Source organism: Oribacterium sinus (assembly GCF_963537195.1).
Classification (GTDB): domain Bacteria; phylum Bacillota; class Clostridia; order Lachnospirales; family Lachnospiraceae; genus Oribacterium; species Oribacterium sinus_A.
The window spans coordinates 26,113-49,018 of sequence record NZ_CAUTEG010000006.1; the positions used below are offsets into that span (position 1 = coordinate 26,113).

A 22,906-nucleotide genomic window follows, 5' to 3' on the forward strand; every position below is an offset into this window, starting at 1 on the left:
TTTTTATAGTCTCGTTTTATATCATCCAAAGGTAGAGGTAGACAAACAAGGGCATGGTCACAATCGCTACCAGCGTGGTAAAGATATTAATACAGCTGGCATATTCCGCATCCTGCTCATAGATAATGGCAAACTGATTCACACTGGTTCCGCTGGGGGCAATGGCACTGAGGTAGGTCACCAGAAAAATCTCCTTTCCCATGGGAAGAAGACTTGCTATATGGCCAAGCTTAAAAAAGAGCAATAGGCAGATCGGAAAGAAAACCATACGCAAAAAAGTCACAAAAAACAATCTCTTATTCTGAAAAAATCGAGCGACAGGCATTTTCGCCAAAACCATACCGGTGACCATCATGCTGACCGGGCCAATCATTCCTCCTATATCTTTAATGGCCTGACCCAAGGGTCTAGGAAGGTCAATCCGAAAACTGAAGCAAAGAAATCCAAAAATGATTGCTAAAATATTGGGATTTTTTAAAAATCCGGAAAGCTTTTTTAAAACAGAAGCTTCTCCGACATTTTCCGTAACCGTATCTGCAAAGTCCCCTTTCTTTCCCGCCTTCTTTAGCTGTTTTTTAAACAGGGAAATCCCGTGAGTCCAAAGCAGGATATTATATACGCCGATATAGGCGGTAATATAAATCAAATACTCTTCCCCTAAAGCATAGGCCACAATCGGGATAATGATATTACCGCAGTTACTGTAAATCACTGCGGTTTTCTCCACTACTGTCATGGGAAATATCTTATCCAATAAGAAGATAAAAAGGGTAAAAAATCCCTGTATTCCCAGTGCCAATACTCCGCAGAGGAAAAAGGCTTTTTGCCGTTCCGGTGTAACCTCTACCGTAAAGGCATGGAAAAGCACACAGGGGGAAATCAAATACAAGCATAGCTTGGACAGGGTTTGGCTGTCTTCCTTCTTTAAAATATCTTTTTTGACCAAAGCAAAGCCCGCAAAGAGCATCAAAAACAAGGCGATGATTTTTTCAATTAATGCCAATCCCATTCCGTCTACCTTCCTTCGCTATCTATCTTTTTTATCGCTTTCCTTTTTTATTGCTTTTCTTCTATCTTTTTTCTATCTTTTTTTCTATCTTTTCTTCTATCTTTTTTTCATCTTAGTCTATCTCTTTACATTTCGATTTTTTATTCTCTTCCACCATAAAACCCAAGCTTTCGAACGTCAAGTATAAAAAAAGTGTATCCGTGGAATCCTTTTATAACACAGGATACCTCGAATACACTTTTTACTTTGCGCTATTTACTTTCCGCTATCTATTTTACATCTTTGCTGTAAGCTTTTTTCTTTAAGCTTTTTCTTTAAGCTTTTGCTTTAAATAGAATGCTTCTCAGAATACTCTTTTCTCTTCCGCACTCTTACTCTTCTTCTCTTTCTTTCCAGCTTCTTTCTCTCCCATAAGCTATAGGCACAAAGAAGCATAAGGCTGGAGCCGAAGAGTCCGAAATTCAGAACCATGGTAGACATATCTCCGGTGGCTATCGCTCTTCCGTATTTGTCCACCCTTCCTTTTCGGATGGCAGCCAAATACTCTCCGATGATTTGTAATTCCTCCAAGTCTTCCTTGCTTAGCTCTCGGTTCTCTCCAAGAATTTCTCCTAATCTCTGGGCTAAATCATCTCTACTGTAACCGCTTCCGATTTCTCCCTTCTTCTTTTTCTTCGGATCCAATCGAACAATTCGATTCTTTAAAACCTGACTGTTTCCTCCTGAAGGAATGGGAATCCCGTATTTTTCAATATAGCGGCGAACTTCTCCCGGAAGGATATCCACCGGTACATAAATAGGATTGCCGTTCCGATCCAAGCCTATAAAGAGCAATCTCTTCCCCGAATTTCCGGGAATGGGCTTATTGGGATTTTGATTATAGGGATTTCGAGTATCATTAATAATCGTATCCCCCGGATGGACAGCCGGTTTAAAGCTATGCTTTCCGACTCCGGCACCACCGATTCCTCCATGGTTCATTTCCTTCTGGTAAAGTAACCATTGGAAGATCGGTTTTTCCATTAGGGCAAAGCCTTCTCCCAAAATACCGTCCTTTCCAAGAAGATGATAGAGGCCATCCTTATCCTTAAGATATAGTTCTTCTTCAATACTATAAGCTCCGGCAAACTTCGGTCTTGCGGGAATTCTGTGGTTTCTTCCATAGGAGATAATTACCGCTCCCTCGTCGGAAGGCTGGAAAACCAGAGCTTCCGTGGGATCCTGATACTTTTCTTCCTTGGTCACATTCAAAAGAGCATAGCGTTGTGCACGGGTAAGGTTTTTGAAGCGCAAGTTTCCGAAATCATCATTTTCCTGCACAGAGAGTAAAACATACTTTTTCCCCTCAATGCTGATTTCCGGCTTAGCCTCTCTATCCTTAAAGCTGTCTCTGCTAATGATACTGTCTTCCTCAGAAAACTCTCCCTTCACAAGCTTTTCCATGACCCAATCCTTTTCCACATAGAGGGCATAGCTCTGCTTTGTGATATCCTCTTTTCTGGTTTTAAAGTCTGTGGTATGGAAGGAGAAGTCCGCCTTCTTCAGCCCGTACTGCAAATGATAGCCGTCCGTAGCCTTCGTTGCTTTTTCAATGTCGGAAGAGGATACCACTTCCAGGCGACTCTCCCTATCGGTAAGAGACAGCTTGTAGAAAGCTGTTTTCTCTTCCTCAAAGTCCACATTTCCTTCTTCCGGAAGTCTTTCTCCAAGGCTTACCGCCTTCAGATAATACTCTCCCTTGGGAAGGCCATGGAGACGTAAGGTTCCCTCCTGATAAAGCCTGTTCTTCTGCATCAGATATCCCTTTTTGGAGGAATCCAAGTTTTCCGGCTTTCCTAAAAGAGTCTTTACAATTCCGTCTGTAATCTCCTCCTCTTTCCCGTTGACCACTAGTTTTCCGCTGAAGGCTTCCCTGCCTGCCGCATCCTTATAGAGCATAAATTCCACTCCCGGAAGGACAGCATTTTCAGACCTTCCTGCCTCTTCATGCTGTACTCTTGTGGAAATCTGGAATGCGGTTCTCTCTCTGGGAAGCTCCAAAACATTGTCCTTCACAAAGTAAATCTGAGAATCATCCCCCTTCTTCACCACAAAATTGTCCTGGTTATCAATTTGGAAGTGCAGTTCTTTCATGGGATGGAGAGACGCGGGAAGGTTCTCTGCCGGCAGGAGGCTGTAATCCTCTCCTGCCACCAAATCTCCTGCAACGGTAAAGCCTCCGTTTTCATCGGTGGTATAGGTTTTTTCACTAACCGCAGTTTCTCCCTTGAAAAGACCTTTGATTTTCACCTTAAGTCCCTTCAACTTTTCTTCGTTTTCCCAAAGCTCACGCTTTTTGTCCTTCTCCTGATAACTGAGAAGGGGGTCAATGCCGTAGTGGTTGAAACGAACTCCGGTTACTCTATCCACCTGAGTGCTTTCCTTCTCCAGTTCCTTTGCGGAAAAACGGAAGGGGCCGTAAACCTTCTGATCCAGTCGATAACCTCTGGGCTCCTTTACTTCCTTCACATAATAGTCCTGATACCATTCCAGGTTGGAAAAGCTTAGGCGACCTTCTTCATTACTTTCCTTCACCAAAGGCTTTCCGCTACTGTCCTTTGCTGGGCTTTCTCCCTTTGCATCCAAGTAAAGTCCATACTGTGCTCCGGACAGTTTCTCTCCGGTATGCTCCGCTTCCTTTACAAGATTTAAGGTTCCCGGAATTCTGGTATTTTTTGCAAATCCCGCCTTTTCCCTGTTAGCTGTTTCAGGAAGTCCTGCCTCTGCTTCCAAAACGCTTTCCAGAGAACGGGCAAGCACCGCTTTTCCATCCTCCTTCGGGCGAACCGCAAAGAAGTACTTTTTCTTCTCCTGTCCGGATTGCTCCATTTCTATGCTGTAGCCTGCAGGCGCCTTGGTCTCCACGAAGTAGTAAAGTCCCACGGGCAGTCCCTGAGAAAGAGGCTTATTTTCATAAGCAAGATTCTGCTTATTGCCTCCATCCTTCGTGGACAGCTTTCCGGATTCGTCTGTCGTAAAGTCTCCCAGATACAGGTCATTTTCCGGCTTTCTCAGCACAAGATTCGGGTACAAGTCGGCAATCTTTCCGCCCTGCTCCAAAGCCTCTGCCTTGTCCGCCTTTCCGCTGTCCTTTACCTGATAGAGGGCAAATGTAGCCTTCTCCAAAGCCTTTTCATCGATTCTGTCAATCTTTGTTAAGCTTCCTTCTGCAAGAATTCGCTTTGCCTTCACCATCAGACTTCTATCCGCCCGTTTTTCCAGTGTAATGCCGTGGCTTTCCACCGCTTCGATGCTCTTTCCGTCCTTAGACAGACTAAAAAGTGCATAGTCTGTTGTTGCATTTTTTTGATAAAGAATGGACTGAGCCGTTCTTTCCAAACGGTAATACTCTCCGGCCACCGGCTTCTCCAGGGTTTTTTCCGTATTTTCCCCATTATCCCAGGAAAATGCGGGACTCTCTTCCTTTTTGCTTCCATCCCTGTTGGCAAGATAAAGCTTATAGGAGGAATGAGACACCGGAAAAGCATTTTGATCCTCTTCCGAAATCAAGATTCGGGTAGGATTATCCTTTAAAATCAGCTTTGCTCCATCAGAGGTATAAAAACCTGCCTCCGGTGAATTGTTTGCCGGCTGTTTCAATTCCAGATTTCCGCTATTGGCATCAATCGTAAATGGAATTGCCGGCCCCTTTTCATAGCCTCTTGGGGGAACTTCCTCGCTAAAGCGATACTCCACTCCTGTCTTTAAGACACCTAGTAAACCACCCTCCTTCTTCATTTCCTCTTCCGTAAGAAGAATATAGGACTCGTTTCCGGCGCTGTGCAAGTTATAACGGGAAGAAGCTTCCCTGCTTTGCAGGAAGTCCTCCGTCTTTCCTGTGATACGGAATTTTGCCCCCTTCAGGGTATCCCCTGTCAGAACATTTCCTTCTCCATCCCTCTTTTCAAAGGAGAAGACTGTGGGGTAATTCCGAAGAACCACCTTGTCCCCGTCCTTTTCTCCCTGATAGTTCAGGGTACTGCTGCTTACAGGGGTGCCGTTAGGGGTTTTCTCACGCTCTACATTAAAGACAATACGATCGCTGAGGAGATACCCTGTCTCCGTATCAATTTCTTCCAAAGCGTACTGTCCCCAGGGTAGGCCGTTTAACTGCAGGCTTCCCTCATAAGTAAAGCCTCCCTGTCCATCCGGTACTGCCACCGCAGGAGCAGTTTCCACCTCTGCGCTTTCTCCAAATCCGATACCGGCAGGATACTCGTATACGCCGGCTTCTCCGTCTACCTTCACCATAGGGAATTCCTTAAAGTAATCTCCCTTCATCTCCGGATCCGGATTAATATAAAACTTAAATTTTGTCTTATAACCGGTCTTATCTCCCTTTCCTTTGGCCACATAGGAAACCTTAGTAAGTCTAGGATTTTCTTCTTCATAGACCTTCTTGATTTCTGCAGAACCGGTTTTGTACTCCTCCCTCTCTCTAAAATTATAGAAAGCATCGGAAATTTCTTTTCCCTCATAAATCGGTTTGATTTCTCGCCTTCCCGCTTCCTCCTTATAGGGTCCGAAAACTCTTCTATCTCTTTTATAACCTGTAGGAGCTTCCATCTCCATCAGGTAGTAAATATTTTCTGTAGGAAAATTTGAATCATATGCCTCACCGGAAAAACGCACCTGTCCCTTTGCATCGGTAACGCCGTAGTCATGGGCCATACCTAGAAGGGCATCCTTACTTGCCGTTTTCAAAAAGGGTAAGTATTTTTCTTCAAAAAGGCCAAACTCCGCTCCTGCCAAGGGAAGACTTACCTTATTATCTGCAAGGGAATCCTTCTTGTTAATGACATAGCGCACCTTCTTGGAGCCGGTGGAATAGTCAAAGGACTGGGCCTTTATCGACTTTTTCGCAATAGAATCCGGGGCTCCGGAAGCCTTTTTCACATATACCACATTTTCAAAAGGTGGTGTCGTATTTTCAATATCCGCCGTAATATCCGTGGAATAAGCCAAAACATAGGTATCGGTAGTGGAATTCTTTAAAGTGATTTCCAGCTCCGTCACCAGGTCATGCAGATCATCAAAATGACGAAGTCGCTTGGCTTCCCACTCCGTATCCGGCACAAGGGTAGCATTGTTGGGATCATTTACATCTCCGTTAATCTCTATAGAATGATCCTGATGCTTTACTCTATAGAGCTTAATGGACTTCATATCCAGGAATAACCCTTTGGGAATCTTATCCAGCAGTACGGTTCCTCCGGTAATATTTCCGCCCAGAGGATTAATCAGCACCTTCCAGTTCATAACCCCCTGATAGCGGGAACCTGCCTTACCCTGTTCCCCCTCCTTGACCAAGATTTTATTAGGAATCACCTGGGTTTTTCCGGTTCCTGAGGCTGTTGCGTCATGAACAATCGGATTTCCGCCATTTAAATAGGTGGGGAAGCTGGTAGAGGTGATAGTCACTCTATTGGTGGTGCTGATGGTGGCTTCCTGCAAATTAAGCCCAGCCGCATTGGTAGTTTCAAAAAGAACATCCTGCCCTTCCTGATTCAGATAAACATAAATATCCATGTACAGGGTATCACTTAAAGGATTTTGCAAGTTCAGTTCTACCCTCTTTGCCACATTATCTACCGTCAGCTCACTGCCGGATACAATCTGTTCCGCAGTTCCGCTTCCGATTCTTGCCAGTGTGGGATATTTACTGTCCGATGCCGTGGTAATGGTAAAATACTTGGAGTCCAAAGGCTGTGTCTGCCCGTTGGGCTTTTGGTATTTAAAGATATTTTGCAGGTCATCCTGTAATACAAAGTTCTTCAAATCCTCCATACGACTGGCATTTGCCGTAATTTGGAAACGGAAATAGGCACGCTTCTGCTCATCATCGTAAAAGCTTTGCACCGTCTTTCTCAGCACATCCTGACTCATCATCTGAGGATCCGCCACGGATTTCACCGTCTTAAAGGGGTTTATATCCTCCTTATGGGTATAGAGAGACAGGGTGGCATTACTGCCAAAGTAATGATTTCCATCTTTTCTCGTCATATAGTACAGTGCCTTGGAGTCGTGATTCCAGGACAGTAATCCAATATCAAAACGCTCTTCTACAGGAACTGCGTTGTTTCGGATTACGGTTAATTCCACATTTCCCCCTGCCGGAGCTCCGGTGCTGGGAAGATATGTCAGGTTTAAGGTAGCAATGGGAGTAACCCCGTCGCTTGCCATAATGGTTTCCGTCTGTGTTTGATTCACAAGCTTGTCTCTGCTTGCCTTATCCACAAACAGGTTAGAGGCGGAAGCCCCTTCTCCATAGCGAAGATCCAGGCTGTTAAATTCATGGAATTGTCCATTGTTGATAACCAGCTTTAATTTTTCATAATTTTCCTTGGTGGTGGCCTTTACCCTCCAGTTTAACAGAGCCTTTCTGGAATCCGTTCCTGTTCCCTTAATTTCCAGGAAAATGGACTTAAAGGGGGCGGAAATGGTTGGGGTTTCATTAAAGAGTTCCTCGGAAATTCCGCTGCCTACCCCGTCCCCTGTGGGATAGGTAGCTACCACCTGGGCCTTGTTCCCAATGCTTGTGTCTGTTCCGCTTCCCTGTAGAGGAAAATCCTCCGCAACAAGCGTATCAAATTCGATACTGTAGGGCTCCTTAAAGCGAGTACCGAAGGCAAGGGTCAGAGTATCTCCCCCATTGGGGCCTGTGCCCTTACTATAGGTATAGGATACATCATTAACGTCTCCAAAGCCTCTTCCCGCCAGATTCACATAATTGTTATTGGGCTTTAGAACGGTGGCCTCTCTACCCCCATAGCGAATGGTGATTCCCTTACTCTCATCCAGTGTAAGGCCCTTCCCCAGATTATCCAATACTCTGGCTTGATAGGCTGCCGCTCTGTTGTTATTAAAGTCCATTTTCCAACGAACACGATTTCCGCTAACCTGTGTTCCGCTCTTATTTAAGCTAATCTTCGGAATCGTGGTTAGGGCAAAGGTGGATCTTTTGTTTGTATCCTTGGGAAGACGGGCTTCACTTTTATGACTTAAGCTCACGTTATTTCTAAGGGTAGTGGCATTTTTATCCTTATATACCTCTCCCCGAATGCCGGTAACGATCCGAATCGTCTGGGGAGCACGAATCACTTCTCCGCTCTCCGGGAAGGTATAGCTGTAGGTGCTCATACCACTTCCGCCTCCCGAAGCTTCCGTCATTTGGAGAGTCATATCCTGTCCGGTTAAAGGATCTTTCTTTCCCAACCAGGTAGCCGATTTAAAGACCTGATGATTGCTTGGAAAGCTGTCGGTAACGGTTAACCCGTTTAAGGCAACACCGGGAGAATCCTCTCCCACAGTAATATTCCATGCCACCTGTCCCTTGGCAGGCTGTGCATCCGCCACCTTCTTCACCCCGGAAATCACGGATGGCAGGGGAGGAAGAATGATTTTATAATTTTGCTCCGGCAAGGAAATCTCCACCGGATTATCCGCCTTTTCCGTAAGCTTAGTAGAGTCCAGGCTAAAATCCAAGGTGATGATTCCTTTAATCTCTCCATAAGCGGAAAGCTCGAAATCCTGTAAGAATTCCACTTCCAGCTCCCAATTCCTGGTGGCAGGATTCTCCCGGATGGTAAATTTATAGAATTTTTTAGCGGGATATCCGGTATTGTAATAGGTACCGGCTCCTTTTGCCCGTAAAATAGACGGGAAGCTGAAGAGAATTTTTTCTCCATTTTTTACGGTAAAACTGTCTCCCGGTCTTACAAAGCGGATATCCATATGTAAGTTTTCCACTTCATAGGGAGAGTAATTCTCATTTAATTTCCAGCTAACGGTATTTCCTTCTTTTCCAACTTGCTGAAAATCCTTTTGTCCCCCCCTGTTCTTTAGCTGTACATTGATGTTATTTAAAGTAAATTTTACATCATTTAAAATATGATCTGTGGCATTGACCTCTCCTTTATAAATTCCAATGGTGGAGAAGCTATCCAGACTAAACTGAATTCGTTCTTTCTCGCTGAAGAAGGCCTTGTTTTCCTTAACCTCCAAATCCTCCACAAGAATGTCTTCCTTTTGCAGATTCGGAATCTCTAAGCTGTTGATTCCCTCCTGCTTTTTTTCCTGCTTAATGGGTAGGTGGGTTACCTGCAGCTTTCCCTCTCCCTCCAAAGCTTCCTGAAGAGTAAAATTAATCTTTACACTGCCCTTTTCCGGCTGAACCTCTTCCCAATCTCCGGTTTTTTCTTCCTTAAGGAAAAAGCCTACATCATAAAGTCTAAGGTCATGGAGTACAAAGCCCTCTTCCCCGGCACTTTCCCCATTCTCTGTATCTTGTTTCCCTTCGTTTTTTGCTTCCAGTAAAGCCTCCTTATAAGCCCGGTACTGTTCTTTTCTTTCCTCCTCTAAAATCGGACGAACCAAAAATACAACCCCCTTCGGCAGACTTTCCGGATATTCCAGCTCGGCATTTACGCTAATCTCATCATCCTTATATTGAAATTGCTTTTTCTCGTTTCTTTCGATGGTAGAGTAGGACAAAGTAGGAAGTGTTTCCCCTTCCGTTTCTTCACTCTCCGCTCCCTTAGCACTTTCTTTTACTGAAAATCCTTCCTGCTCATTCGCCTCCCTGCTTTGAGCCGCAAGATTTTCCCGGGATTCTCCTGTTTCTTCAGTGGTTCCTGCATCAGTGGTGCTTGCTTCAACTTTGGAAGCCGCTTCGGTATCTCCCTGTGCTACAGTCTCCTCCCTATTCTCCTCTCCGTTTTCCCGGCTCAATCCGGTGGATTCCTCGGAAGATGTCCCTTCCTCCGTAGCTTGACCATTCAAAACGGAACTATCCCCTACAAGTCTTGAGCTTTCTCCCACAGCGGTAAAGCTCTGTAAGCTGATAGACACGGCCAAAAATAGTGCTAAAAAGCGCTTCATAATTACTCCCTTCAACAGACATTCCTCTGCAAAAGCTCTTGCTTTCCGTCTTTTCCTCCGAAAAGCCTTCCGCATTACATCTTTACCGAATGTCCTTAGTAAAATCGCCTGATTTAGTTCTTAATTTTTAATTTTTGCACAATTCATCTATCTAATATCGTCATTTTCTTTGAATTTATAACAAACAGAAAGAACTGCCATTGGGTTCTTTTTTACAAGGAAATATTTTACATTCTGCGAAGGATACTCCTTGAGAACGAAAAAAGCAGAAGGTGAGCGCCTTCTGCTTTCTTCCCGTCTTGTGGACGGACACTTAAGTTGAGTCTATTTATTTCAGGAGATTTCCCATGTGTCGTGCTTATGGTCAGGAGGACACGAACACCGGGCAGTTATGAAGTTTACAAACCAGGTATTTGCAAATTCACAACGGTTAGTTTTATCTAACTGAGGCTATAATACACTTTGAATTCCTAGTTGTCAACTGGAAATTCGATTTTTTTCAAAAAAATTTTTCTTCACACTATTTCAGCATATTTCTCCCATGGAAAATTTCGAAATTCCCGGCTTATAGCCCAAAGCAATACCAAAGTAATACTAAAGCAATAGTCTCCCCGGAAGAAAAAAACAGCTCGGCAAATTCTGCCAAGCTGCCTTCTTTTCTTTTTAAAAGTTTTTACCCGTTCTGCGATGCTTCCTGTGTTTCCAAGTACTCTCTTAAAACATCGTTTAAATCTTCCGTCAAATCCTCCACGTTAATGCCATGGAGTTCGCAAGCTTCTTCCAAAGACTCTGCGCTGGATGCGGAACAGGATACACAGCCTAAGCCGTTTTGCATGAGAAACGGTGCAATCAGCTCATTTAAAGCCAGAATATCACCGATTTTCATATCCTTGGTAATTTCGTCCATAGCCTTCCTCCTTCTTTTCTTAAGAATTGGCAGCTACCAGTATATCACATCTGCTTTACTTTGTAAGGGATTTAAACTGTCTGTAATTTCTCCAATGCAGAATTGGGAATCAAACATTCCATATGCTCCTGATAATAGGCCTCGCTGGCCATATTACCGTGTAATCTCTCTCCGTATTCCAGCAAAAGATTTGCCACGCGATTTAGCGTTTCCATATCTTCATTCTTACTATGTATAGAAAGGTAAAATTCCTTCTTATCCACGTCTTTATAAAGGCTATTGTTTCCTAAATCCATGCCATGAACTGCTTTCGCCGCATCAATCACTCTGTCTAAGCTCTGAAAACGGTATAAGCGAAGCCCTTCTTCTTTCTTTTCCTGCTGTCTAGTCTCTGTCTGAGAAGCATCTAACTCCTCATCACTGTTGTCTTCTGTCTCCTTCAACTGTTTCATCAGTCCGTGAGCGCCTTCAAGAATCTGGGTGGCCAGTTCTGAAATCCAGCCATTTTGTCCGTTGCTTGCGGTGGAAAACTTCGAAAAGCGTGTATCTAATTCTTCCGGATCATCCACCTTAGAAATAATGAGCTGAACCGCACCACCCTGTAAAGGGATAGCCTCTATCATCAGAGGGGTGTTGTCCATTGCAAATCCCACTTCTTCCTTTGCCTTCAACATCATTTCATTAAAGAGCTGCTTAGCAGCCTGCGAGCCATAGGTCATATCCCTTAGATTTATATTTCTTGAAGATAAATCCAAACTGGATAAAGTACACTTGATGGAGTTGTCATCAATTTTCTCGATTTTCATGGCTCCTCCTTCTCCAAAATAAACTTCTTTTACCCTTACTGAAAAAAAGTTTATCGGTGTGTTCATCATACTATTTTATCGGTACTTTTGCAATTTGAATTACCCATTTTCAGAAATATTTAAGATGATAACATGTATAAAAATCATTTATGAAATAGTGAAATAAATATTTTTTATTGTATAGAAATAGCTATAAATATTTTTTAAATTCAATATATTGCTGATTTATAAGCCCCAAATCGGTATTCTGTATACAAGCATCGAAAGGAATTTCTATCGGAAAGGAATCTATGGAAAAACTTTGCGAATACAAAATTTCCCTTTCTTTGTAACCCGAAGAGGAAAACTACAGTCTTCCATAATGAGCAAACTTTCTCCGGCAAAGACTTGCCCGAGAGTATTATAGTACATTTCCAGAAAGTAGGTCTTCTATGATAAAAAAACAATTTGGGATTTTTCTCATTGGCTTAAGTCTTCTTGCCGTAGCCTGTGGAAATAAAGGGACTTCCCCCAAAAAGGAAAGCACCGCTGCAGTCGCTGAGACTACACAAGCTAATGACGTGTCCGTAGCGGAAACTAAACAAGGCAATGAGGTTTCCGTAGCAGAGACTAAACAAGGCAATGACGTTTCCGACAGTCTTACGCCTGTAAGTAAGGCAAAGCTCTCCTTAACATATTCCAATCTGGTGGATCAGGAAAGTAGAGACCGGGTTACCACTGCTTTAAAAAATGCAGGTTTGAAGGACGAGAAAATCAAAGCATTTTTTGCCGCCGTGGATGAATATAACAATGCGGTGGGAAAGGACAAGCTTGTACAGAAAATGACCACCATTGACAAGGCATTTCCAAGCTTGGATACGGATAAGCTGGTGGATGCCTGGTTAGATAAGGGGGGATATGTAGGTAGAAACTGTAGAATTACCGCTTATTCTTTGATGGGGGATTTCATTACCGTAGGCAATCAGACTCCCGGAGACACCACTATGCTCTTTTCCGATTTTGGTGCGATTTCCGCAAAAAATATTTTCACCGGAGAAGATAAGAAGAAATTCGACACCCTATTCTCCTATATTGACGTAACAAATACGAAGGACAGCAAGGTTTTGGCGGAGGAAATTCAAAAATCCTGGAAGGAGAAAGAAATCTCTTTCCATAATGACAAGATGCATATGATTTCCGTCTTTATGACCATGGATGACGGCAAGAATAAGGTTCAGGAATTTGTAGGCCATGTGGGGGTTCTGGTTCAGGACGGCGACAAATATCTCTTTATTGAAAAGCTGGCCTTTGAGCTTCCCTATCAGGTGGATGAATTTTCCAATCTCCAAGAGGTCAATGACTATTTAATGGGCTACTATGATCAGGATGCAGACGGTTTAAGTGCCAAACCCCTGATTTTTGAAGATGACCATGTACTAAAGGAATATCGAGTAGTAGAATAAGATGGAAGCTACAGAAAGATGCATGAGAAATAAGGAGAACCCATGAAAATAAAGAAAACACAAATCAGCTTTTTCCCCTCCCTGCTGCTTTGTGTTTTCTTTTTGCTTACTCTCAGTTTCTGTACAAAGGCTGAAAGCCCCAAACAGGACTATGGCGTATTTCTTGGAATTGGCGGGAATACCGGAATAGAGGAGAAGGATGAAGAAACCCTTCAAAAGCTGAAAAACTACCGTATGGTGGTTCTGGAGCCTTCTAACTTTAGTCCCGAGCAGATTCGGGAAATCAAGACGGAAGGTACAAAGGTTTACGGCTATCTGAACATCGGTGCCTTGGAAAATTTCCGTCCATATTATGAGGATTTTAAAAAGGATAGTCTGGCACCCTATGAAAATTGGGAGGAAGAATACTGGATGGATGTCAGCAATCCACAGTGGCAGGATTTTCTGATTAACAGCTTAGGAAAACAATATGCCGCCATGGGATTAGACGGTTTTTTTCTGGATAACACAGACATTTACTACCAATATCCCAAAGAGGAAGTCTATCAGGGCTTAAAAAAGATTTTAACAGGACTAAAGCAATACTCCCTCCCTTTAATTTTAAATGGAGGCGATACTTTCGTGCAAAGAAGTATAGAGGAAGGCAAGGCTTTAAGCCTCTTTGACGGCGTGAACCAGGAATGCGTCTTCACCAAAATCGATTTTACCAAGCCCGCTTATCTTTCTCAGGACAAAGAAAGCAAAGCCTATTATGAAGAATATTTGGAAAAAGCAAAGACTGCCGGCCTTTCTGTCTATCTTACGGAATATCAAGCGAATTCCGAATTAAGCCAAGAGATTGAGCGGTACTGTAAAGATAATGGCTTCCTTTGGTACAATGCGGAGAGCTTAGAGCTTAGATAAAGCGATTTCTTTTGCGCTATTTCCTTTGCGCAATTTCCTTTGCGCAATTTCTTTTGCTCTATTTCTTTTGTTCTATTTCTTTTGTTCTATTTCTTTTGTTCTATTTCTTTTGCTATTTTTTGCTATTTATTTGATGATTTTCCCCAAGTTCTTCCCTGATAAGGAGTTCATTTTCCCCTTTTATTTACTTAGTATGCAAAAATCTAAGGGCGGATTTCTTCGCCTTCTCTATTTTTTCAAGCTCTATATTTTCTATGGCAGAGCTTGTAATCCATTTTTTCCCAAATATAGTTTGTACGGATTCCAAGATCAGTCCACAGGCATAGTCATCCTTTTCTTCCGAAATAGCTCCTGCAAAAGCCGCTTTTGTTTTTTCCTGTAATACTTCTTTATTTACCCGATGAAAAGACATTTGCATAAGACTTGTGGCAGACCAAGCTCTGCAAAGAGCATCCGAATCGCTATGCATTTGCTTTATAAGAACTTCGATTTCATTGGAAGCTCCCACCCATCCAAGGGCAATAATCAGCTTAGCACGAAGAAAGGCTTCTCCTTCTTTTTCCAAAAGCTCGGTCAAAAAAGCTGCTAAGCAATCACAATAAGAAGTATTAAACGTTCTATACTTTAACTTGGAAAGACATACTGCCATCAAATAGGCAGTAAATGCTCTCTTCCTTTTCTCTTGCTCGTCCATCTCGCAAAGCTTTTCCCATAAAAACTTCAGACCTTCTTCTCCATGACAATCAAAACTGTTCTCTAAGAAAAGCTGCGTCTCTTCTTCCCAGTCCTTACAGATTAGCTGATAATGATAAGCTATCTCCCCACTGTTTCCAAGCTCAGAAATAAAACGAATCCTATCCCTATCAGGGAAACCCTCCGCTTCCAGCTTACGATATTCTTCCTCCAAAACTTCTTTTGAAAGCTCCGGCTTCTGTCCCCTTGCCTCTACAGCTTCTCTTGCATTTTTATTGAGTAAATCCGCCATAAGCTTTTCCCCCGTTATCTCTATATTCTTTTCGTATCATCTGAATTTTACATCTTTTAAGCTTGAAAGCCCAGCCACACCATAGTATTCTCTCAGATTCCAACCGATCTATTATGATTTCTTTGGAATTAGGGCTTTATTGCATTTCCTCTCCTAGCACCAGCCGTTCTATCCAGAGTTCTTTTTGAAGGCAATATGAGGCGGCAGCAGGAGCGTGCCTGAAAAAAGAAGCTTAGAGAGGGCGGCTGTAGCGAAAAAAAGAGAGAAGCCCCTAGTGCTTCTCTCTTGTTGCATTCACAAACCTTGTGTACTGTGGCTGCCATCCCAGGGTAACGGTTCCAATGGGACCGTTTCTTTGCTTGGCAATAATAACCTCCGCCACATTGGGAGTTTCGGAATCCTTGTGGTAATAGTCATCACGATATAAGAACATTACAATATCTGCGTCCTGCTCTATGGCTCCCGACTCTCTTAAGTCGGAAAGCATGGGACGATGATCCGGTCTTTGTTCCACCGCTCGGGAGAGCTGAGACAGGGCAATCACAGGGCAATCCATTTCTCTGGCAATGGCCTTTAGGGAACGGGAAATTTCAGAGATTTCCTGCTGTCTGTTTTCCGAAGAACGCTTTCCTCTTTCTCCGCTCATCAGCTGTAAATAGTCGATCATAATCAGAGAAATGCCCTTTTCCAGCTTCATCTTCCGGCATTTGCCCCGAAGCTCGGAAACCGTAATTCCCGGCGTATCATCAATCACCATATTGGCATGGGAGATACGGTCAATTCCCTCAATCAGATTTCCCCAATCCTCATCGGTAAGATTTCCCTTTCGCAGCTTATCCGCATCAATGGAGGTTTCCAGAGAGAGCAGACGATTTACCAGCTGCTCCTTGGACATCTCCAAAGAGAACACCATGGCCGGCTCCCGTTTCTTTACCGCCACATGATCCAGGATATTGAGTACAAAGGCGGTTTTTCCCATGGAAGGACGGGCGGCAATCAGAATCAAATCCGATTTTTGCAGTCCGGCGGTTCGATAATCCAAGTCAATAAAGCCGGTGGGCACACCGGTAATGGATTCCTTTTGCTTGGAAGCGGCTTCAATACGTCGAAGCACATTCATCGCTACCTCATCAATGGGAACAAATTGCCGGTTGTTTTTCTGCATCAACAGCTGAAAAATCCGTTTCTCCGTACTTTCCAGAATGGTCTCCAAATCTTCCTTCCCGCTATAGCAAAGCTCTGCAATCTCTTCATTGGTTTTAATCAAAGCACGCAGGGTAGACTTTTCCTTTACCATCTCCGCATAGAGACGCACATTTCCTACACTGGGAACGGAAATCGCCAAATTTCTAAGGGTTTCCAGAGAAAAAAACTCCGGCGGTACATCCTTCTTTCTTCGTAGACGCTCCTGCAAACTGACAAAGTCAATGGTCACGCCCTCCGAAGACATTTCCCGCATGGCATCAAACAAAATATGATATTGTCTGTTATAAAAATCCTCCGGCACCAGAATTTCTAAAGCGGTCATCACCGCATCCTGATCTCGAATCATAGCACCGATGACACTTTCCTCCGCTTCCTTGGCATGGGGTACGGTTCTTAGTACCAGGCGCTCTTCCTGTTCTGCCATTCTTTCTTCCCTCTCTACTTTCGGTCTAAAAAACTTCTCTCCTTTTCCTCATCATTTTCTGAAAAAGAGAGAAGTCTTCTAATTGCTTTAAGCCCGTGGCTAAAAGGTAATGAGTAATTGTTTTAAGCCTGTGGCTGAACGCTGACATGGAGGGTTGCTTCCACATCCTTATGCAGCTTCACCTTAATGTCATAGCCGCCGAAATTCTTCATCGGTACATCCAGCTCCATTTTCTTCTTGTCCACGGTAAGCTTATGCTGCTTCTTCAGTTCCTCCTGTACTTCCTTAGTGGAAATGGAACCGAAGGCTCTTCCGTCTTTTCCCGCCTTCATGGTGAACACCAGCTTAATGGCTTCCAGCTTTTCCTTTAATTCCTTAGCCTCTGCCAGTCTTTCCTCTGCCAGCTTTTCCGCATTTTGCAGCTGCAGCTTCAAGGTATTTAAGTTCTTTGCATCAGCCGGTACGCCGGTTTTGGTAGGTAAAATGAAGTTCCTTCCGTAACCTTCGCTAACCTCTACGATTTCTCCCTTTTTTCCTAATGCCTTTACATCCTTTAACAAAATCACCTTCATTACTCTACTTCTCCTTCCTCAATCATCTCGTCAATGGCCTTCTTGACCTGCACAATGCAGTCTGCCACTTCGCCCTCTTTAATCTGGGCTCCTGCCACGGTGCGGTGTCCTCCGCCCCCCAGCTTTTCCATTAAAACCTGCACATTCATCTCGTCAATGGAACGGGCAGAAATGAACACTACATCATTTACCTTGGTTAAGACCACACTGGCCTTAATTCCCCGAATATTTAAGAGCTCGTTGGCCGTCTTGGCACAAAGTACCGTGGGGCTTTCCGTGCCTTCACAGGAAACACTGCTGATGGCGAAGAAATCCCGGTAAATATCCGCCCGACTGATGGCCTCCGCCTTGGCCTGATAATCACTGAAATCCTCTCGAAATACCTTTCGGATTCTGGTGATATCCGCACCGCAACGTCTCAGATACGCTGCCGCCTCAAAGGTTCTTACACCGGTCTGGTTGGTAAACTCTCTGGTATCGATCACGATACCGCCATACATACAGTCCGCCTCAATGGGCTTTGCCTTGATACCGTCCCGAATATACTGCATCATTTCCGCAATCAACTCGGAAGCGGAGGAGGCATAGGGCTCGCAGTAGCTTAATACCGCACCCTGAATCGTTTCGGAGCTTTGTCTATGGTGGTCAAAAACCACCTTGGTCTTCACCATGGTAAGAAGCTCCGGTTCATCAATGATGGACGGTCTGTCACAGTCCACCACCACCAGCATGGTGTTGTTATCCACCAAATCCTTCGCGGTTTCTCCGTCAATAAACATATCCTTCGGATAGTCTTCATTTTCCAGAAAACGCTCTTTTAAGGGTAAAATGGTGGGGGTTACCCCGTTCTGTACAATATAAGCCCTCTTATCCAGGGCGGTAACCATACGATACACGCCCACGGAGGAACCCAGACAGTCCATATCGCTGTTGATATGTCCCATGATGAGCACCTTGTCCTTGGACTCGATTAACTCCTGGAAGGCCTGGGCCTTTACTCTGGCCTTTACTCTGGTAACTCGCTCCGTACTCTGGCTCTTTCCGCCGAAGAAGTTTAATTTCTCAGGAGTCTTTACGATAGCCTGGTCACCTCCACGGCCCAGTGCCATATCCATACTGGTTCTGGCATACTCATAGTTCTGGGCATAGTCTCCCGCACCGAAGCCGATTCCCAAGCTGAGGGTTACGGAGAGGTCATTTCCCACGTCTACCTTCTTCACCTCTTCCAGAATGGAGAAGCGGTCATCCATCATTTTTTCCAAAGCGGACTGCTTAAGAATGAAAAAATATTTATCCTTTTCGATTTTCTTTACTACACCGTTGGCTGAACCGATATAACGGTTAATCTTTCGGTCTACTAAAGCAGTAAGCAGGGATCTTCTCACCTCTTCAATCTGCTCCATAACCTCTTCGTAGTTGTCCACATAGGCCAGACCTAATACGATTCTCTCCTCATCCAACTTCTGCTGTAATTCCAATTCTTCCGTTTCATCCCGAAGGTAAACCGCGATTAAACGAGTCTCCTCTGATAAGGTAACGGCCTCCGGCTCTGCATCTTGCAAGGAATCCACACGAATCAGGTCAATGCAGTACTTTCTGTCCTTAAAGGAAGAATGCACCTCCAATACCGCTCCGCTTTCCGTCAAAATCTCTTTCTGAATATTGGGGAAAAGGGAAAGCAAATTCTTCTTTACCCCGCTGTCTTTTTGTAAGATGTGATGGAAGGCTTTGTTTTCCCAAAGAATTCCTCCCTCTTCATTGACAATACAATAGGCTGTAGGCATCTCTTCAAAAAGTCTGGCGTTGCTATCATTTGCCTTTAAGGAGAATTCCAAAAGGGAGGACATCAGCTTGGACTTTCTGCTCTGATAGAGATACAGTACAAAACAGACATATACTACAGCAAAAAAGAGAAGGACAAAAAACGCCTTCCAATCGATAAAGCTTAACGAAATTAAAATAGGAATCCACAGGAGAGAAAGCCAAATGGGCCACCGAAGATACTGGTCTATCGTCCCTGGTATTGATTTTCTTTTCTTCATCTTTCCTCTTTCTAAAAAAATATGCTGTGCCCTATTATACCCTTTCTTTTCTCATAGGTAAAGATAGAGAAAAAAACGAAAAAATCTTTTCTCTACTTAATAAAAAACATTTTATCCTTAAGATTTTCTTTATTGTCTTTCTCTTTTCCAGTCGTTACAATGATGCAGAGTTTAAGGGATTCTATGATGATCCCAAGTCCATTTTAATGAGGTGAAATATGAGAAAAATGAAAATAGCGGTAGCAATGATGGCTTTAAGCCTTCTTTCCAGCATTCCCGCCATGGCAAACTGGAATAAGGGTGCGGGGGCGAACAGCAACCGTTGGTGGTATGAAAATGAAGATCATTCTTATGCACATTCCGGTTGGTTCTGGCTAGACGGAAACAATGACGGTGTAGCAGAGTGCTATTATTTCGACCAGGAAGGTTGGGCATTACTTTCCACCACCACTCCTGACGGCTACACCGTAGATGAGAACGGTGCTTGGGTTGTGGACGGCGAAGTACAGACCAAAGACGTGGAAGTAAAGGCTACTCCTAAAACCACCACGGTAAAAAAGAAGCAGAGAAAGAACGGTGTAATCAAGGAGTATAAGGTACACGCTTCCGGCTCTTCCACCGGTGTTGCGCCAAAGCAGGGTGAAGTCAACGGAGCAGACTTCAATACCGAGCATCCGGCAGACAATAGTAAAAACTAAAGTCCTAAGTGTAATTTTATATAAAAAGGGAATGTAAAAAATCAATAAATAGAATTTTATGCAGTATAGGTCTGAAACTCGGGGTACGCTCTCGCTAGCTTCGCCTGACTGAGCAGTGGTTTTTGTTAACCACTGCTCACTTTGCTTCGCAAAGCAAATTCCTTCGGAAGTTGGTCTTGTACAGGACAACTTTTCTGATGAAAAGTTTGTCCTTACATAGCAGTACTAACTTCAAGCATCGCTTCACTCGCTTTCAGTAAGTACCGGCGGGCTCAGACTACCCCCCATTTCAGACCTATACTGCATAAAAAATTACTCTATAATCCTGATTTTACATTCCCTTTTTTTAATATAAAATTACACCAAGAACTTCTTTCCCCAGTGCTTCACATTTCTTCTTTGTCTTTAAGAAGCTTAAGAAGTCACTTTGTGCCGGATAGGCTAAAACCAGATATTTGTGCTCTGACAGAGCCTGTATTCCTTCCGGACTTTGCAAAATGTCCTCTGCAGCTCTTGCAGAAAGGGGATTTCCTTCTCCTACATTCTGTACAAGCTTTTCTCTCATTTCTCCTTTTGCACCGATAAAGAGGATCTCTTCCTGAATTTCCTTTTCCTTCGCCAGCAAAGTAAGATTTGCCTTGGAAAGGCGGAACAGTTCTTCCTCCGTTTCACATCGGTCATTTTCCCCGGCAAGCTTTTCGGACCATTTCTTAAAGAGCCCCTGCTTTTTATAACGCTTCTTACTGCCTAAAACCATAAGGCCATAGGACATTTCCAAATCTTCCTCTCTAGGAAGCTCCTTAGTGAAAAGATAAGGTACGGTAATCACTGCTACAGACAAAAATCCTCCCAGGAAAATTCCCAAAATAGCATATTTGACTAAGGTTTTCTTGGAAATCCCTTGGGTTCCCAGAACTTCCTCTCCCTTTGCGTCCTTCTCCTTTTTCTTCCAGTCGGTAAGGAGTGTGGAAAGCTTTTCCACCCTGTCTATTTTTTTCTGCTGCCGTTGCAAAAGCGGAAAGTTCTGTACATCCTGAAGCTGGCTGTTGTCCGGACTATAGTTTCCACTGTTTTTAGCTGTGTAAACGTTATCCGAAAGAATTTCCAGCTTATGTGCAGGAAGATTTTCATCCAATTCCGCCTTTTTTTCTTCTACATACGAAAGAACCGCATCTCCCATTTCCTTGGCAAGCTTCTCCGTACTTCCCACAAGATAGACAGAAACAATAGCGCTTTTCTCATTTCCCTCTACATAGATGAGATCCGATAAATCTTTCTCTGCTACCTTTCCCCCCAGGCGCTTTGCGATATCGCTGTAAAATGTACCGCTTTGTAAAGCATCACTGTAGGCCTGACTTACCGCAGAAAGCCTTGCTGCAATTTCCTGATTGCTGAGAGTCTGTCCTCCCTCCTCTAAAGGAAGATAAAGATTGATATCTCTTTCCCCATAGGAAGTCGGGTCGATTTTCATCAAAGCGGAATCCGCCAAGCTTTCTCTCTCTGAAGAAAGCAAAGCTTCCAGTCTTTTCCGCTCATTTCCGGCATACTCCAAGGACTGTTCTTTTTCCTTCTCCTTCTTCTCCGCACTTTCCTCCGTGCTTTCCGTTTGACTTTCCGCCTTCTGGCTTTTCAAGGCCTTATAAAGCTTAAAAGAAGGTAGGGCTAAACCGCAAAGCACCGTAACAAGAAGAATCCATATCCCTTTCCGTAAACATAAAGCCAGTAATCCGGGTAAATCCAAAACCACCTCTTCTTGCAGTTCTCTTTCCATAAAATATAGTTCTCCTTTTTATTCATAACGAGTATCGTGCGCAAAGCGTGCGATATCTCGTTTGTTTATCTTAAATCCTGCAATTCCTTATCTCTACAGCATTTTACTCTTTACAAAGCTCCCAGGGAAGAAAATGAAATAAGGCCTCCAGCACGCCGCCTCCGATGGCTCTGGCCTTATCGGAAACATTGCGATACTCCACCTCTGCACCTCTGGGATCCACATCTCCGGCCTTCATGCCGGGAAATACGGAAATGCCCTCCTGCAACATTCCTCGAATAATTCCGGAGATTTCCGTCCGCATAGGAATACCGTTTACTACTCCGCAAATATCTCCGGCCTCCACCAAAGTACCGATGGGAAGGGTTTGTTCCAAGATTCCTTCTGCCGGTGCCCGAAGCACCCTTTCTTTCCCATATCCGCCGATGATTCCGGGAATACCGGTATTGGGAATGGCGGATCCCTTAAGGATCACTCTTCCCAAATCATGACCTCTTTTGCTTTCTATGACTGCATGGCAATCCACCCCTGCCGTAAATCCGGGACCTATGCCGATAACAAGTCTTGCATCCTCCATACAGGTTCCCAGATTCTTCTTGGCAAGAATAGCATCCACCACAGCATCCGGCTGTAGTCTGTGTAGGAAGCTCTTTCCCTCATCCACCACCACAGGTACTTTTTTTTGAGAAATAGCCGCACGTATTTCTTCCAAGCTTTCTGCCCGAACCGCCGTAATGCCTTCCACACTGCACTCTCCCAAGCGAATCGCCTCCGAAAAAGCAACATTTCTACGAACTGCTGTGGGAATCGCCAAATCACTGTGGCAAACGGATATTCCCGCACGATACAGCCGAATGGAAATTCCCGTTGCCAAATCTCCTGCTCCCCGGATAAATACAAGCATAAAACCTTCCTTTCAGAAAAACAAATCTTCTGGCAAAAAAGAAAATATCACCTATAATGAAGTCATCAGACAAGAACTTATAGAGCTGTAAAAACTCCTGTAAGAGCTTTCATGACAAAAATCCTCACGTTATCAGACTTTGAGTTTTGATTCTACCATAAGTCTTAAAAAGAGCATAGTTTTTTTGAAAAACCGTAAACAAAAGGATAGAAAGCCACTTGAACAAAACCCGTTTTCACAAGAAAGGAGACATTTTGACGAAACAGCAAAGACAAATCGATGACCAACTGCAAAGCAAACTCTTTCGAGTTCCTCTGT

General features: G+C 43.8%; 13 protein-coding genes. 3 read left to right on the plus strand and 10 right to left on the minus strand.

Translation table 11 applies throughout. From position 1 onward, the window contains the following. Positions 1-16: 16 nt before the first annotated feature. From RYL27_RS01870 to RYL27_RS01885, 4 genes are all read right to left on the minus strand, one after another. The gene (locus RYL27_RS01870) at positions 17-1,009 is read right to left on the minus strand and encodes an AEC family transporter (protein ID WP_314964839.1); all 993 of its coding nucleotides are present in this window, start codon (positions 1,007-1,009) and stop codon (positions 17-19) included. Positions 1,010-1,336: 327 nt separating this feature from the next. After that, the gene (locus RYL27_RS01875; protein WP_314964841.1) at positions 1,337-9,928 is read right to left on the minus strand and encodes a SpaA isopeptide-forming pilin-related protein; all 8,592 of its coding nucleotides are present in this window, start codon (positions 9,926-9,928) and stop codon (positions 1,337-1,339) included. A 673-nt stretch (positions 9,929-10,601) separates the two neighbouring features. Continuing rightward, on the minus strand, positions 10,602-10,835 hold the full coding sequence (locus RYL27_RS01880; protein WP_183684562.1) for a DUF1858 domain-containing protein: 234 nt from the start codon (positions 10,833-10,835) through the stop codon (positions 10,602-10,604). Positions 10,836-10,906: 71 nt separating this feature from the next. After that, entirely contained in the window at positions 10,907-11,641 is a 735-nt protein-coding gene (locus RYL27_RS01885; RefSeq protein WP_183684563.1) for an adaptor protein MecA, read from the minus strand. Positions 11,642-12,072: 431 nt separating this feature from the next. Here RYL27_RS01885 and RYL27_RS01890 point away from each other — a divergent pair, with 431 nt between their 5' ends. Continuing rightward, positions 12,073-13,083: a DUF4300 family protein gene (locus RYL27_RS01890; RefSeq protein WP_331667023.1), complete on the plus strand. Its 1,011-nt coding sequence runs from the start codon at positions 12,073-12,075 to the stop codon at positions 13,081-13,083. 42 nt (positions 13,084-13,125) lie between these two features. Next, on the plus strand, positions 13,126-13,986 hold the full coding sequence (locus RYL27_RS01895; RefSeq protein ID WP_314964843.1) for an endo alpha-1,4 polygalactosaminidase: 861 nt from the start codon (positions 13,126-13,128) through the stop codon (positions 13,984-13,986). 184 nt (positions 13,987-14,170) lie between these two features. Here RYL27_RS01895 and RYL27_RS01900 read toward each other — a convergent pair whose 3' ends face one another. The 4 genes from RYL27_RS01900 to RYL27_RS01915 all read right to left on the minus strand — a co-directional run bounded on the left by RYL27_RS01900 (position 14,171) and on the right by RYL27_RS01915 (position 19,215). After that, positions 14,171-14,971 carry a HEAT repeat domain-containing protein gene (locus RYL27_RS01900; protein WP_314964845.1) on the minus strand — a complete coding sequence of 267 codons (801 nt, stop codon included), beginning with the start codon at positions 14,969-14,971 and terminating at the stop codon, positions 14,171-14,173. 271 nt (positions 14,972-15,242) lie between these two features. Next, positions 15,243-16,601, minus strand: a complete 1,359-nt coding sequence (dnaB, locus tag RYL27_RS01905) for a replicative DNA helicase (protein ID WP_007156808.1) — start codon at positions 16,599-16,601, stop codon at positions 15,243-15,245. A gap of 122 nt (positions 16,602-16,723) precedes the next feature. Then, positions 16,724-17,173, minus strand: a complete 450-nt coding sequence (gene rplI, locus RYL27_RS01910; protein ID WP_007156809.1) for a 50S ribosomal protein L9 — start codon at positions 17,171-17,173, stop codon at positions 16,724-16,726. Next, positions 17,173-19,215: a DHH family phosphoesterase gene (locus RYL27_RS01915; RefSeq protein WP_314964847.1), complete on the minus strand. Its 2,043-nt coding sequence runs from the start codon at positions 19,213-19,215 to the stop codon at positions 17,173-17,175. Before RYL27_RS01915 ends, rplI begins: the two co-directional genes overlap by 1 nt. Positions 19,216-19,433: 218 nt before the next feature. On the opposite strand from RYL27_RS01915, the gene RYL27_RS01920 reads away from it, so the two are divergent. After that, a complete protein-coding gene (locus RYL27_RS01920; RefSeq protein WP_314964849.1) occupies positions 19,434-19,913 on the plus strand; it encodes a choline-binding protein in 480 nt (159 codons plus the stop codon). Positions 19,914-20,259: 346 nt separating this feature from the next. Here RYL27_RS01920 and RYL27_RS01925 read toward each other — a convergent pair whose 3' ends face one another. Together RYL27_RS01925 and yqeB are read right to left on the minus strand one after the other, a co-directional pair. After that, positions 20,260-21,684 carry a hypothetical protein gene (locus RYL27_RS01925; RefSeq protein WP_314964851.1) on the minus strand — a complete coding sequence of 475 codons (1,425 nt, stop codon included), beginning with the start codon at positions 21,682-21,684 and terminating at the stop codon, positions 20,260-20,262. Positions 21,685-21,787: 103 nt separating this feature from the next. Continuing rightward, on the minus strand, positions 21,788-22,588 hold the full coding sequence (gene yqeB, locus RYL27_RS01930) for a selenium-dependent molybdenum cofactor biosynthesis protein YqeB (RefSeq protein ID WP_314964853.1): 801 nt from the start codon (positions 22,586-22,588) through the stop codon (positions 21,788-21,790). Between the last annotated feature and the right edge of the window lie 318 nt (positions 22,589-22,906).

What these genes read in the sequence shown, in the direction of transcription:
- RYL27_RS01900 (WP_314964845.1), bottom strand. Translation starts at nt 14,971, where the DNA reads ATGGCGGATTTACTCAATAAAAATGCAAGAGAAGCTGTAGAGGCAAGG.
- RYL27_RS01895 (WP_314964843.1), top strand. Translation starts at nt 13,126, where the DNA reads ATGAAAATAAAGAAAACACAAATCAGCTTTTTCCCCTCCCTGCTGCTT.
- rplI (WP_007156809.1), bottom strand. Translation starts at nt 17,173, where the DNA reads ATGAAGGTGATTTTGTTAAAGGATGTAAAGGCATTAGGAAAAAAGGGA.
- RYL27_RS01890 (WP_331667023.1), top strand. Translation starts at nt 12,073, where the DNA reads ATGATAAAAAAACAATTTGGGATTTTTCTCATTGGCTTAAGTCTTCTT.
- dnaB (WP_007156808.1), bottom strand. Translation starts at nt 16,601, where the DNA reads ATGGCAGAACAGGAAGAGCGCCTGGTACTAAGAACCGTACCCCATGCC.
- RYL27_RS01920 (WP_314964849.1), top strand. Translation starts at nt 19,434, where the DNA reads ATGAGAAAAATGAAAATAGCGGTAGCAATGATGGCTTTAAGCCTTCTT.
- RYL27_RS01925 (WP_314964851.1), bottom strand. Translation starts at nt 21,684, where the DNA reads ATGGAAAGAGAACTGCAAGAAGAGGTGGTTTTGGATTTACCCGGATTA.
- RYL27_RS01870 (WP_314964839.1), bottom strand. Translation starts at nt 1,009, where the DNA reads ATGGGATTGGCATTAATTGAAAAAATCATCGCCTTGTTTTTGATGCTC.
- RYL27_RS01875 (WP_314964841.1), bottom strand. Translation starts at nt 9,928, where the DNA reads ATGAAGCGCTTTTTAGCACTATTTTTGGCCGTGTCTATCAGCTTACAG.
- RYL27_RS01885 (WP_183684563.1), bottom strand. Translation starts at nt 11,641, where the DNA reads ATGAAAATCGAGAAAATTGATGACAACTCCATCAAGTGTACTTTATCC.
- RYL27_RS01915 (WP_314964847.1), bottom strand. Translation starts at nt 19,215, where the DNA reads ATGAAGAAAAGAAAATCAATACCAGGGACGATAGACCAGTATCTTCGG.
- yqeB (WP_314964853.1), bottom strand. Translation starts at nt 22,588, where the DNA reads ATGCTTGTATTTATCCGGGGAGCAGGAGATTTGGCAACGGGAATTTCC.
- RYL27_RS01880 (WP_183684562.1), bottom strand. Translation starts at nt 10,835, where the DNA reads ATGGACGAAATTACCAAGGATATGAAAATCGGTGATATTCTGGCTTTA.